This window comes from Pseudonocardia sp. ICBG162 (assembly GCF_020496225.1).
GTDB lineage: Bacteria > Actinomycetota > Actinomycetes > Mycobacteriales > Pseudonocardiaceae > Pseudonocardia > Pseudonocardia alni.
Window position 1 is genome coordinate 1989137 of the sequence record NZ_JAHLJD010000013.1, and the last position, 12742, is coordinate 2001878.

Consider the following 12742-nt stretch of genomic DNA (forward strand, 5'->3'; position numbering starts at 1 on the left):
CCGACTCGCCCCGGCGCTCCACTCCCGGCGATCACCGGGCGGGCAGCAGCACCGCCCACGGTCGCGGCCACCCCAGCAGCCGGGTGACGGCGGCCGGGTCCCCCTGCCCGAACAGCTCCGGGTCGACGGCCCGCACCCGGCCGGAGCCGGGCTCGTAGACGCGCCACCGGCCGTCGTCGGACGGGGGCAGGACCAGCACCCAGTGTCGCGGCAGCCACCCGGACCCGACCAGCAGCGGGACCGGGACCCCGGCGTCGCGCACCCCGGCCAGCGCACCCGCGGTCGCCGGGCGGATGCGGTAGCGCCCCGCGGCGGGCGCGTGCCGGTGCAGCCAGGCCCGCATGCCCCACGGCGTGGTGCCGAGGGCGCGTGGCCAGAGCCGGTTGGCCTGCCGGTGCGCGGTGCGCTGGGCCTCGGCGAACCGGTCGGCCACGGCGCCGGGCCACCCGGATCCGGTCAGCACCGCGGTCACGACCAGCACCGACGGTCCGCAGGTGACGCCGTCGACCTGACGGCCGAGCAGGGTGCCGGGTGGGAGGTCGTCCATGACGACACCCTCCCCCGCGGCGGGCCCCGCGGTCACCGTGGCGCGCCCCGGCGCCGGTCGCGGCGCCCTAGGCTCGGTTCCATGACCGCTCTGAGCCACGAGGTCGTCGCGTTCCTCTCCCACGGCACCCGCACCGGCATGCTCGGCTGGACCGCGCAGGACGGGCGCCCGCTCGTCGCGCCGGTCTGGTTCCTCGTCGAGGACGACGCGATCGTGTTCAACACCGGCGCCGCGACCGCGAAGGGCCGGGCGATCGCCCGCGACCCGCGCGTCGTGCTCACCGCCGACCTGCCCGAGCCCCCGTACGGGTTCGTGCAGGTCCAGGGCGTCGCCGAGACCAGCCAGGATCCCGACGAGCTGCTGCGCACCGCGACCGCGCTCGGTGGCCGCTACATGGGTGCCGACCGTGCGGAGGAGTTCGGCCGGCGCAACGGCGTCCCCGGCGAGCTGGTCGTCCGGATCCGCCCCACCAAGGTCATCGCCCAGCTCGACGCGACCGCCTGACCCCCGGCTCCGTCCCCGGGACCCGCGCGTGCACCCGCCGGGATCCACACCCCCTGGCAGGCGTCCACACCCGTCGCAACAGGTGTGGGCGCCCGCCAAGGGGTGTGGACGTGGCCGGAGGAGTTGTCGCACCCCTATGGGGGTCGGCGCACCCGCCGCGGAGGGTGCGACGACCTCCGCCCGGGTGCGGCGGGCCGCCGGTGACCGCCACGGCCGCTCCGGTCGCGGAGGCCGGACGCCGCGGAAACCGGACGCCGCCGAGGCCGAGGAGGCCGGGGCCGCGGAAGCCAGAGGCCTCTGGGCCCGCGGAAGCCGGGGGCCGCGGAAGCCGGGGGCCGCGGAAGCCGGGGGCCGCGGAGGCCCGAGGCCGAGGAGGCCGCGTCCCACGTGGCGGGTTCGGGCGACGACACCGGTCACCTCCCGCGGGCACCCCCCGGTGGCGCCGCACAGCTGTCGGCCACGCGGGGAGTGCGGACGCGGTCGTCAGGTCCGGCGCAGGGTGGTGGTCCAAAGGGAAGCGCCGGCCTGGTCGCGCAGGTGGACCTCCAGGGTCGTCCCGTCGGGGGCGACGTCGAGCTCCCCGAAGTGCTGGAACCCCTCCAGCGGGCTCGCGCCCTGCCGGGACGGTCCGCGCACGAACTCCGCCCGCGGACCGAAGGTCGGGTCGAGCTCGTTCGGCCCGAAGGCACCGGCGTGCAGCGGGCCGGAGACGAACTCCCAGAACGGGTCGAAGTCGGTGAACGCGGCGCGCTCGGGGGCGTAGTGGTGGGCGGCGGTGTAGTGCACGTCCGCGGTCACCCACACCACGTTGCGGACCTTCCGCCGGCGGATCCCGGCGAGCACCCCGGCGATCTCGGACTCACGCCCGCTCGGCGGCCCCGGCACCCCGTTGGCGACGGCCTCCCAGGCGGTGTCGCCGTCGGGTACCAGCACCCCGATCGGCATGTCCGAGGCGACGATCTTCCAGGTCGCCCGGGAGGACGCGAGCGCGTCGACGAGCCAGCGGGCCTGGGCCTCCCCCAGGATCCGCTCGCCGCGGCCGGTGTTGGCGGAGTTCGCGCTGCGGTAGGTGCGCATGTCCAGCACGAACACCTCGACGTGCGGGCCGAACGGCACCCGCCGGTACACCCGTCCGTCGACGGCGAGGCGCGGGTCGACCGGCTGCCACTCGTGGAACGCGCGGAACCCGCGGGCCGCGAGCACGTCCACCCGCTTCTCGGTGTACTTCTCCCCCACCTCACCGGTGAGGATCTCCCCCGGGTACCAGTTGTTGGTGACCTCGTGGTCGTCCCACTGCACGATCTGACCGACCGAGGCCGCGAACCGGCGCAGGTTGTCGTCGCGCAGGTTGTAGGCGAACTGGCCGCGGAACTCGGTCAGGGTCTCGGCGACCTTCGCCTTCTCGGGCGTCATCTCGTTGCGCCACACCCGGCCGTCGGGCAGCGTGACGGTCTCGGTGAGCGGGCCGTCGGCGTAGACGGTGTCGCCGGAGTGCAGGAACAGGTCGGGGTGGCGGTCGGCCATCGCGGAGAAGATCCGCATGCCGCCGGTGGCGCGGTCGATGCCCCAGCCCTGCCCGACGACGTCGCCGGACCACTGGATCCGCACCGGCTCGCCGCGCCCGGGGACCGCCCGGAAGGAGCCGGTCAGCGGCGCGCTCGCGGGACCGCCGTCGAGCGGCTCGGCGACGACGCGGTAGTGCACCCGTCCCCGCGTCGCCGGGACCCGCAGCTTCCCGGTGAGGTCGGTGTCCGGGGTCAGCACCGGGCCGGGGATCCGCAGCGCCCGCCGGAAGTCCGGCGAGCCCGCGACCTCCACGACCATCCGCGACGGCCGGTCGGCGCGGGTCCAGACGAGCCCGGAGCCGGGCCGGACGTCACCGGCGGCGACGCCGTGGGTCAGGACCGGCCGGCCGGAGCGCACCAGGGCGGGTGCGGCCGCACCCGTCCCCGGCAGGGCGAGGGCCGCGGCGCCGGCGAGACCGCCGGCGGCCGCGGTGCGGAACAGGGAGCGTCGGGAGAGAGCCACGCCCGCCGTTCTAACCCGGACGAGTGACCACGAACCGGACCGTACGGGTGAACGGCGGGCGAAGACTCAGCCGAACAGGGCGGGGATCTTCAGGACGAGCTCGTACAGCCCGTAGGCGAACGGGACGCCGACCCACAGCCAGGCCAGGACGGCCCCGATCCACTGCACCGGTCCCCAGGTCGACGACCCGCCGGTCTCGGCAACGCTGCTCACGCGGTCTCCTTCTGGGTCGGGGTCCGGGCCGCCTGTGCGGACGGCTCGTGGTGCTTCGCGTCGACCGGCTTGATCAGCTCGTTGCAGACGAACGCGATGACCAGCAGCACGATCATGATGATGAACGCGGTCGTGTAGCGGGCCGGGCCCTCGACGCCGGCCTCGATCCGCGCGTCGGCGATCGCGTTGACGATCAGCGGGCCGAGGACGCCCGCGGTGGACCACGCCGTCAGCAGCCGGCCGTGGATCGCGCCGACCTGGTAGGTGCCGAACAGGTCCCGCAGGTACGCCGGCACGGTGGCGAACCCGGCGCCGTAGAACGACAGGATCAGCACCGCGGCGACGATGAACAGCGCCCGCGACTGGTTCGGGATCAGCGTGATCAGCAGGTACAGCAGCGCGCCGACGCCCAGGTAGATGCGGTACATGTTCTTGCGGCCCAGCACGTCCGACAGCGACGACCAGGCGATGCGCCCGGCCGAGTTCGCCAGCGACAGGATCGCGACGAACCCGCCCGCCGCCGCGGCGAGGGTGGCCGTGGCCCCGTTCTCCGCGAAGAAGTCCTGGAAGATCGGCGAGGCCCGTTCCAGGATGCCGATGCCCGCGGTGACGTTGAAGCACAGCACGACCCACAGCAGCCAGAACTGCGGCGTGCGGATCGCGTTGTTCGCCGAGACGTTCCCGGTCGAGATCATCCCGCTCTTCTTGGCCGTCGACGGGTCCCAGCCCGGCGGCGTCCAGCCCTCGGCGGGCACCCGGATGAGGATCCAGCCGACCGACATGAAGACCAGGTAGATCAGGCCCATCGTGAGGAACGTGGACCCGATGCCGGCCGAGGTGGCCCCGTCACCGGAGCCGCCGAACGCCGACAGCAGCGAGTTCGTGAGCGGGGTCGCGATGAGCGCGCCGCCGCCGAAGCCCATGATCGCCAGGCCGGTGGACAGGCCCGGGCGGTCCGGGAACCACTTGATCAGCGTGGAGACCGGCGAGATGTAGCCGATGCCCAGGCCGATGCCGCCGACGAAGCCGTAGCCCAGCACGACCAGCCAGTACTGCTCGGCGTAGAGGCCGAGACCCGAGATCAGGAACCCGGCGACGAAACAGCTCGACGCGACGACCATCGCCCAGCGCGGGCCGTTGCTGTCGACCTTCGTGCCGAACAGCGCCGAGGACAGGCCCAGCATGATGATGCCGAGCGTGAAGGGCAGCGCCGTGGCGACGCCCGACAGGTCGAGTGCGTTCGCCAGCGGCGTCTTGAAGACGCTCCAGGCGTAGACCTGGCCGATCGCCAGGTGGATGGACAGCGCTGCCGGTGGGACGAGCCAACGGCTCCATCCGGGTGGAGCAACGATGCGCTCCCGCGTGAGAAATCCGGACATGTCGCCCCTCCGTCGTATGTTGACGGAGCAACGCTAAGTAGTGCGGAAGGGTGCAGCAACCCGAGCGGGTCTCGAAACGACAACGCCGGTCCCACCTGCTGGTGGGACCGGCGTCGGGTCGGTTCTCGCGACGGCTCAGGCCGAGCGGTCGCGGCGCTCCCGGCGCTGCGGCTGGCGCGGGACGATCGTCGGGTTGACGTTGTCCTTCACCGTCTGCGCGGTCACGACGACCTTCGCCACGTCGTCGCGGCTGGGGATGTCGTACATGACCGGGAGGAGCACCTCCTCCATGATCGCCCGCAGGCCACGGGCGCCGGTGCCGCGCAGGATCGCCTGGTCGGCGACGGCGTCGAGGGCGTCCTCGGCGAACTCCAGCTCCACCCCGTCCATCTCGAACAGCTTGCGGTACTGCTTCACCAGGGCGTTCCGCGGCTCGGTCAGGATCTTGACCAGGGCGTCCTTGTCGAGCGAGGTCACCGAGGCGACGATCGGCAGCCGGCCGATGAACTCGGGGATCAGGCCGAACTTGATCAGGTCCTCGGGGAGGGTCTCGGCGAAGCGCTCCGCGGAGTCCAGGTCCTTCTTCGAGCGGATGTCGGCGCCGAAGCCGATGCCGGACTGGCCGACCCGCTCGCCGATGATCCGCTCCAGCCCGGCGAAGGCACCGGCCACGATGAACAGGACGTTCGTCGTGTCGATCTGGATGAACTCCTGGTGCGGGTGCTTGCGGCCGCCCTGCGGCGGGACGCTCGCGGTGGTGCCCTCGAGGATCTTCAGCAGCGCCTGCTGCACGCCCTCGCCGGACACGTCGCGGGTGATCGACGGGTTCTCCGACTTCCGCGCGATCTTGTCGACCTCGTCGATGTAGATGATGCCGGTCTCGGCGCGCTTCACGTCGTAGTCGGCGGCCTGGATGAGCTTGAGCAGGATGTTCTCGACGTCCTCGCCCACGTAGCCGGCCTCGGTGAGAGCGGTCGCGTCGGCGATGGCGAACGGGACGTTGAGCATCTTGGCCAGCGTCTGCGCCAGGTAGGTCTTGCCGCACCCGGTGGGGCCGAGCATCAGGATGTTCGACTTGGCGATCTCGATGCCGTCGGAGGCGTCGCCGCCCGCGGCACGGCTGCGCTCGCCGGCCTGGATGCGCTTGTAGTGGTTGTAGACCGCCACCGACAGCGTGCGCTTGGTGGTGGCCTGACCGACGACGTACTGGTCGAGGAACTCGTGGATCTCGGTGGGCTTGGGCAGCTCGTCGAGCTTGACCTCACCGGCCTCGGCCAGCTCCTCCTCGATGATCTCGTTGCAGAGATCGATGCACTCGTCGCAGATGTAGACGCCGGGGCCGGCGATGAGCTTCTTGACCTGCTTCTGGCTCTTCCCGCAGAACGAGCACTTGAGCAGGTCCCCGCCGTCGCCGATGCGTGCCATAGGTGTCGATCCCCAGTCCTGGTCCGGCGTTCTCGCGTCGCGCCCGTCGCCCCGTGCGGGTTGACGGTACCTGCCCGCGGCCCGCACGGGGACCGGAAGCGGTGTCCGGTTCCCCGGCGGGTCGCCGGGCGGTCACCGGCGGCCGGAACCGGCCGCCGGTGACCCGGGTGTCACTTGCCGCCGGCGGTACCGGACAGCTTGCGGCTCTGCACGATCTCGTCGACCAGGCCGTACTCCTTGGCCTCCTCGGCCGTCAGGATCTTGTCCCGGTCGATGTCCTCGCGCACCTGCTCCGCGGAACGGTTCGAGTGCCGCGCGATGACCTCCTCCATCCGCTTGCGGATGCGGGAGATCTCCGCCGCCTGGATCTCCAGGTCCGACACCTGGCCGTACACGCCCTGGGTGGCCGGCTGGTGGATCAGGATGCGGGCGTTCTCGACCGCCATACGACGGCCGGGGGTGCCCGCGCACAGCAGCACGGCCGCGGCCGACGCCGCCTGCCCGAGGCAGACGGTCTGGATGTCGGGGCGGATGAACTGCATCGTGTCGTAGATCGCCATCAGCGACGTGAACGACCCGCCCGGCGAGTTGATGTACAGCGAGATCTCGCGGTCCGGGTCGAGCGACTCGAGCACCAGCAGCTGCGCCATGGTGTCGTTCGCCGAAGTGTCGTTGATCTGCTCACCGAGGAAGATGATGCGCTCCTCGAAGAGCTTGTTGTACGGGTTCGACTCCTTGACCCCGTAGCTGGTGCGCTCCACGTACGACGGGAGCACGTACCGGGAGCGGGCCGGGTCCGGCGCCCAGCCGCCGGGGCCGCGCAGGTCGGTCATCGACTCCGGGTGGCGCGGGTCGAAGGTGCTCACTTGTCGCTCCCGTTCTGCTCGCCGATCCGCCCGGCGTGCGTCACGACGTGGTCGACGAAGCCGTAGTCCTTGGCCTCCGGCGCGGAGAACCAGCGGTCCCGGTCGGAGTCGCGCTCGATGGTCTCGACCGACTGACCGGTGTGCTGGGCGATCAGCTCCGCCATCTCCCGCTTGGTGCGGCGGAACTGCTCGGCCTGGATGGTGATGTCGGCTTCGGTGCCGCCGACGCCCGCGGACGGCTGGTGCATCATGATCCGCGCGTGCGGCAGCGCCGAGCGCTTGCCCGGGGTGCCCGCCGACAGAAGGAACTGCCCCATCGACGCGGCCATGCCCATCGCCGTGGTCGCCACGTCGCACGGGATCAGGTTCATCGTGTCGAAGATGGCCATGCCGTCGGTGACCGAGCCACCGGGCGAGTTGATGTAGAGCTCGATGTCCTTGTCCGGGTCCTCGGCCGCGAGCAGCAGCATCTGCGCCGCGATGCGGTTCGAGATCTCCGCGTCCACCTGCTGACCGAGCACGATGATGCGCTGCTGGAGCAGGCGGTCGTACACGGAGTCGGACAGCGACATCGCGCTGATGCCGGACCGCATCTGCGGCCCGGTGCCGCGGCCCGCGGACGGGCCGGTGTCCTGCTGGCTCACTTCACCCTGCTTTCCGAAGTCGGGCCCACCCCCGCGGCGCGGACGCCGCGGGAGGGGGTCCCGGAGTCTTCCTCTGGATCGCTCTCGGTTCTCCGGTGTCGGGTCTTGCGAACCCGTTCACGGTCCCGGTGGGGGACCGGTTCGGGGCCGACCCTACGCGGAGCGGATGCCCCGCGTAGGGAACGACGCCCGATGTTCGCCGACAGCGCACGACGTGTCGTGCGAGGCCGGGTGACGGCCGCCGATCAGGCCTTCGCGTCGGCCTTGTCGGAGGCCTCGTCGGTGGTGGTGTCCGTGGCGTCGTCGGCGGTGTCGTCGGCACCGTCCACGTCGGTCGCGGGGATCTCCTCGACGGTGGTCTCGTCCTCGTCCGGCCCGAGCAGGTCGGACAGGTCGACGGCCTCGCCGCCCGGCAGGGTGACGGTCGCCGCGCGCACCGCGGTGATGAGCGCCTTGGAGCGGCGGACGTCCTGGTAGATCACGCCGAGCTGGCCGGCCTGCTGGATCTGCTGGACGAACTGCTCCGGGGCCATGCCGTACTGCTGGGCCTGGTAGACGATCCGCTCGGTGAGCTCCTGGTCCCCGACCGAGATCTCCTCGCGGTCGGCCAGGGTATCGAGCACGAGGCGGTAGCGGACGGCCTTCTCGGCCTCCTCGCGCGTCTCGGTGTCGAACTGCTCGCGGGTCTTGTCCTGCGAGGAGAGGAACTCGCCGAACTTGTCCTCGTCGTGGTCGAAGGCGTGCACCGCGTCGTGGGTGCGGGTCTCGACCTCGGCGGCGACGACCGACTCCGGCAGCGGCACCTCGGTGTCCTCGACGAGCTTGTCCAGGAGACGGTCGCGGGCCTGCGCGGCCTGCTCCATCCGCTTGGACCGGCCCAGGCGCTCGCGCAGGTTCTCGGTCAGCTCGTCGAGCGTGTCGAACTCCGAGGCCAGCTGGGCGAACTCGTCGTCGGCGTCGGGGAGGTGACGCTCCTTCACGGTGGTCACCTTGACGGTGATCTCCGCGTCCTTGTCGGCGTGCTCGCCGGCGACCAGCTTCGAGGTGAAGGTCTTCTCCTCGTCGGCCGACATGCCCTCGAGGGCCTCGTCGATGCCGTCGATGAGACCGCCCTGGCCGACCTCGTAGGAGAAGCCGGTGGTGGTGGCCTCCTCGATCTCCTTGCCGTCGACGGCGGCGGAGAGGTCGATCTGGACGTAGTCGCCGGACTGCGCGGGACGCTCGACACCGGCCAGGGTGCCGAACCGGGCGCGCAGCTGGTCGAGCTGCTCGGTGACCTCGTCCTCGGTCACCTCGGTCTCGTCGACCTCGACGGTCAGGCCGTCCAGGTCGGGGAGGGTGATCTCGGGGCGAATGTCGACCTCGGCGGTGAACGCGATGCGCTCGCCGTCGGCGATCTCGGTGACCTCGATGTCGGGCCGGCCGATCGGCTTGACGTCCTCGGACGTCACCACGGCCTCCTGGTACTTGACCGGGATCGCGGCGTTCACGACCTCGTCCAGGACGGGGCCACGGCCGATCCGGGCCTCCAGGATGCGGGCCGGCGCCTTGCCCGGGCGGAAGCCGGGGATGCGGACCTGCTGGGCGATCTTCTTGTACGCGCGGTCGAAGTCGGGCTTGAGCTCGTCGAACGGCACCTCGACGTTGATCCGGACGCGCGTCGGGCTGAGGTGCTCGACGGTGCTCTTCACGGTGGAACTCCTTGGGCGGTACGAGTGCTGCAACGGGCCGCGGCACGCGCGGCCCCCGGTCGGTGGCCCCGCCCGCCGGCGCCGGACGATCCCGGCTCTGCGCCGGGCGTCCCGTGCCACCGGCCGCCGGGTACGTGGGACGCGCCCGGTGACGGCGGGGCTCGCGCGAGTCTAGGCGAGCCCGGTCACCGTGCGACGGCCCGGGCGCGGGTCACGGCGCGGCGGGGCCCTCGACGCCGCCGGCCGCACCGACGTCGGCGACGGTCACGTCGACGGCCAGGGTGTCGTCGCCGAGGACGGCACGGACCCGGTCGGCGACCTCGTCGGCGACCGCGGCGAAGGGCCTGCCCAGCCGCAGGACGACGGCGATCTCCACCGGGTCGGCCAGCCGCACGCCCTGGACCCGGTGCCCCGGCAGGTACGACGCGACCGAGCCGAACGGGCCGCCGTCGAGCCGCAGCACCGACGGGTGGGCCAGCACGGCGTCCGCGACGGCCTGCGGGCCGGGTCCTGCGGCGGGGTCGGTCACGGGGCGGACCTTAGCCATAGAAGACGGCGGCGGCACCCCGCTGTGGGGTGCCGCCGCCGTCGTCGTGCGCGGGTCAGCTCTTGAAGGTGTCCTTGAGCTTCTCGCCGGCCTGCTTCAGGTTGCCGGTGGCCTGGTCGGCCTTGCCCTCGGCCTGCAGGTCCTTGTCGTCGGTGGCCTTGCCGGTGGCCTCCTTGGCCTTGCCACCCAGCTCCTCGGCCTTGTTGCTGATCTTGTCTCCGAGACCCATGGGGCTCACCTGCTTCCTGATCGCGTGTCCGGCGGGCGGGGGTGCGAGCCGGTCGCTACGGTCCTTGACGGGGTGGACTACCCCCACCCTCCACTTTCCAATCCCGACGGGGCGCTCATGGCGAACGCGCAGGTCAGCGGCCCACCGGCCGCCGGGGCCCCGGTCCCCGACGTGCCGTCGGCGCGGCCGGTGCGGGTGCCGTCGCGGGCCGCGCTGGACGAGACCACGCTGGTCGTCCGGGCCCAGGACGGCGACGTCGGCGCGTTCGAGGAGCTGGCCCGCCGCCACCAGAACGCCCTGTTCCGGGTCGCGGTCCGGGTGCTCGGCGACGCCACCGACGCCGAGGACGCCCTGCAGGACGCGCTCATCGACGCCTGGCGGCGGATCGGCACCTTCCGCGGCGAGGCGGCCTTCTCCACCTGGATGTACCGGATCGTCACCCACCGCTGCACCGCACTGGTCCGGCGGCGGCGACGGACCGACCCGCTCCCGGCCGACGACGGACCGGGCGCCCCGGCCGACGACCGCTCCCCCACCCCGGAGCGGGCCGCCGAGGTCGACGCGGAGATGGCGGCACTGTCGCGGGCCGTCGCGTCGCTGCCGGAGGACCAGCGCACGGCCTGGGTGCTGCGGGAGCTGGAGGGGCTGGGCTACAGCGAGATCTCGCAGATCACCGGGGCGCGTGAGACCGCCGTCCGCGGCCGGATCCACCGGGCGCGCGGGGCACTGGCGGAGAGGATGCGGGCATGGCGGTAGAGAGGACCGGGGCGGAGCGCGTCGAGCCGCTGGCCTGCGGCCGGGACGCCGCCGACGTCTGGGACCACGCGGAGGCGGGTGTGCTCGACGAGCACGAGCTGACCTGCCCGCACTGCGTGCGCGCCCACGCGGACCACGACCGGCTCGGTGGGCTGGTGGCGCGGATGGCGGCCGAGCCGCTGCGGCCGCCGCCGTCGGTGCTGGAGCAGGTGATGGGCGCGGTCGTCGCGGACCTGCGCCCGCACGAGCTGCTCGCCCTCGGGCCGGACGCCTGGCTGGGCAGGCCGACCGCGGAGGCGGCGCTGCGCCACGTCGTGGACACGATGGACGGGCTGCGGGCCCGCCGGTGCCGGATCGAGCAGCTGCGCGACCCGGACGGTTCCGCGGACAGCCCGGCCGCGGTGTGGGTGCGGGTGACGGTCGCGGCCCGGTTCGGGGTCGACCTCGCCTCGGTCACCGCGCGCGTCCGGCAGATGATGATCTCGGCCGGGGACCGCACGCTCGGCGTGCCGATCGCCGGGGTGGACATCCTGGTGGAGGACCTGTGGGAGGAGCCGGCATGAGCGGGCCGACGACGGTGTCCGTCTCCGACCTGGCCGTCGCGCGGGTGGCGGCGCGGCGGGTCCGGCGGGTGCCGGGGGTGGCGGCGCTGCTGGGCGACGTCGCGCAGACCCTGCTGGGGCTGGCCGCGGACTGGCTGCCCCGCGACCCGGTGCCCGAGGAGCTGCGGGTGCAGGGCCTGGTCGCGTCGGTGCACGGGCACGAGGCCGAGATCCGGGTGACGGTCGGGGTGCGGTTCGGCACGAACTGCGCCGAGCTGGCCGAGCGGGTGCGCCGGGAGGTGGCCGAGGAGGTCGCGACGGTGTGCGGTCTCGACGCCCGGGTGCGGGTGACCGTCGCCGACATCGCGCTGCCGGTCTGACCCTCCCCCGCCCGCGTGCGGGCCCGCCGGGGTCGGGCCCGGCCGACGAGCACGCAGTCGCCGCAGGTCCCGCCGCCGGGGGCGCGGACGTAGAGGCAGCAGGAGCGGCGCCGGAACGCCCACTCGGTGTCCAGGTCGGTGTCGTCGAGGCGGAGCAGGCGCCCGGTGGCCCCCGACGGCAGCGGCCCGCGCAGCACCGGGTGGTCGGCGAGCGCGTCGAGCAGGGCCAGGTAGCGGCGCCGGTCCGGGCGTCGCATGGCCTCCATGACCCGTGCCGCCCCGCCGATCGAGGACACCACGTTGCCGCGCAGCACCCGCGGCGACACCGCGGCCCGGGCGGCGACGGCGGCGTACAGCGGCTCGAGGTGGGTGGCGGCGAGCTCGCGGGCGAGCAGGTCCGCGGCGCCCGCCGGGTCGTCGGCGACGTCCGGGGTCTCGACGCCGGTGGGCCCGGCGGGCAGGCCCGGCGCCCACGGGTCGGCGGCGCCGGGGTCGCGGCGCAGCTCCCCCAGCGACGGGAGCACACCGTGCAGGGCCACGGCCGCGAAGGGCATCGACACGATCCGCGCCGCGAGTCCCATCACCGCCACCGAGGCCCCGATCCGCCGGTCCCCGCCGAGCGCGGTGGTGACCTCGTCGATCCGCCGGCCGAGCGGGTCCGGGCCGCCGGGGACGGGCGCGGCGTAGAGCCCGTCCCACCGGACGGTGCCGGACGCGGCGGGCGTCGCCACCGCGAACCAGGGACCGATCGTGGCGACGTCGGTCAGCACGGCGGCGACCCGCTCGTCCGTCACCCGACCGGGTGATGGCGACGACGGCTCGGCGGCGGCGGGGTGGGACGGGGACGCGTTCATCGCCCCCAGTCTCCCCCGGGCCCCGGGCTGCGGTGCGTAACGGTTCGGACGCCCGCGGCGATCCCATGCAGTAGAAGGCCGCTCCCGACGGATGGTCACGCCTCGCTCACCGTCCGGACACGGGACGGCAACGTTGA

General features: G+C 73.2%; 14 protein-coding genes and 1 pseudogene. 4 read left to right on the plus strand and 11 right to left on the minus strand.

Features of this window, described 5'->3' with window-relative positions; all coding sequences use genetic code 11:
- Positions 1-31: 31 nt before the first annotated feature.
- Positions 32-547: a hypothetical protein gene (locus KPL60_RS12330; protein ID WP_226365895.1), complete on the minus strand. Its 516-nt coding sequence runs from the start codon at positions 545-547 to the stop codon at positions 32-34.
- Between the two features lie 81 nt (positions 548-628).
- Here KPL60_RS12330 and KPL60_RS12335 point away from each other — a divergent pair, with 81 nt between their 5' ends.
- Positions 629-1051, plus strand: coding sequence for a PPOX class F420-dependent oxidoreductase (locus tag KPL60_RS12335; protein WP_226365896.1), 423 nt, complete (start codon positions 629-631; stop codon positions 1049-1051).
- 483 nt (positions 1052-1534) lie between these two features.
- Here the strand turns inward: KPL60_RS12335 and KPL60_RS12340 are convergent, their stop codons facing one another.
- The 9 genes from KPL60_RS12340 to KPL60_RS12380 all read right to left on the minus strand — a co-directional run bounded on the left by KPL60_RS12340 (position 1535) and on the right by KPL60_RS12380 (position 10073).
- Positions 1535-3079, minus strand: coding sequence for an alkaline phosphatase (locus KPL60_RS12340; protein WP_226365897.1), 1545 nt, complete (start codon positions 3077-3079; stop codon positions 1535-1537).
- A 66-nt stretch (positions 3080-3145) separates the two neighbouring features.
- The gene (locus tag KPL60_RS12345) at positions 3146-3292 is read right to left on the minus strand and encodes a hypothetical protein (protein WP_162557699.1); all 147 of its coding nucleotides are present in this window, start codon (positions 3290-3292) and stop codon (positions 3146-3148) included.
- Complete coding sequence (locus KPL60_RS12350; protein WP_226365898.1) at positions 3289-4671, minus strand: OFA family MFS transporter; 1383 nt, start codon at positions 4669-4671, stop codon at positions 3289-3291. Before KPL60_RS12350 ends, KPL60_RS12345 begins: the two co-directional genes overlap by 4 nt.
- A gap of 135 nt (positions 4672-4806) precedes the next feature.
- Positions 4807-6096 (minus strand): ATP-dependent Clp protease ATP-binding subunit ClpX, encoded by a 1290-nt coding sequence (clpX, locus tag KPL60_RS12355; RefSeq protein WP_020625701.1) that lies wholly within the window; start codon positions 6094-6096, stop codon positions 4807-4809.
- Positions 6097-6266: 170 nt separating this feature from the next.
- Positions 6267-6929: an ATP-dependent Clp protease proteolytic subunit gene (locus KPL60_RS12360; protein WP_226356687.1), complete on the minus strand. Its 663-nt coding sequence runs from the start codon at positions 6927-6929 to the stop codon at positions 6267-6269.
- Positions 6930-6958: 29 nt separating this feature from the next.
- Positions 6959-7555 (minus strand): ATP-dependent Clp protease proteolytic subunit, encoded by a 597-nt coding sequence (locus tag KPL60_RS12365; protein WP_062404398.1) that lies wholly within the window; start codon positions 7553-7555, stop codon positions 6959-6961.
- 296 nt (positions 7556-7851) lie between these two features.
- Positions 7852-9297 (minus strand): trigger factor, encoded by a 1446-nt coding sequence (tig, locus tag KPL60_RS12370; protein WP_226355871.1) that lies wholly within the window; start codon positions 9295-9297, stop codon positions 7852-7854.
- Between the two features lie 211 nt (positions 9298-9508).
- Entirely contained in the window at positions 9509-9826 is a 318-nt protein-coding gene (locus KPL60_RS12375; RefSeq protein ID WP_226355870.1) for a hypothetical protein, read from the minus strand.
- A gap of 73 nt (positions 9827-9899) precedes the next feature.
- A complete protein-coding gene (locus KPL60_RS12380; protein WP_062401261.1) occupies positions 9900-10073 on the minus strand; it encodes a CsbD family protein in 174 nt (57 codons plus the stop codon).
- Between the two features lie 117 nt (positions 10074-10190).
- On the opposite strand from KPL60_RS12380, the gene KPL60_RS12385 reads away from it, so the two are divergent.
- The 3 genes from KPL60_RS12385 to KPL60_RS35095 are packed head-to-tail and all read left to right on the plus strand — an operon-like array spanning position 10191 to position 11751.
- Positions 10191-10829, plus strand: coding sequence for an RNA polymerase sigma factor (locus tag KPL60_RS12385; RefSeq protein ID WP_226365899.1), 639 nt, complete (start codon positions 10191-10193; stop codon positions 10827-10829).
- A complete protein-coding gene (locus KPL60_RS12390; protein ID WP_226365900.1) occupies positions 10820-11392 on the plus strand; it encodes an Asp23/Gls24 family envelope stress response protein in 573 nt (190 codons plus the stop codon). Before KPL60_RS12385 ends, KPL60_RS12390 begins: the two co-directional genes overlap by 10 nt.
- A complete protein-coding gene (locus tag KPL60_RS35095; protein WP_226366074.1) occupies positions 11389-11751 on the plus strand; it encodes an Asp23/Gls24 family envelope stress response protein in 363 nt (120 codons plus the stop codon). Before KPL60_RS12390 ends, KPL60_RS35095 begins: the two co-directional genes overlap by 4 nt.
- Before the next feature lie 50 nt (positions 11752-11801).
- Here KPL60_RS35095 and KPL60_RS35100 read toward each other — a convergent pair.
- Positions 11802-12605, minus strand: a pseudogene (locus tag KPL60_RS35100) ((2Fe-2S)-binding protein); the annotation flags it as partial.
- Positions 12606-12742: the final 137 nt, after the last annotated feature.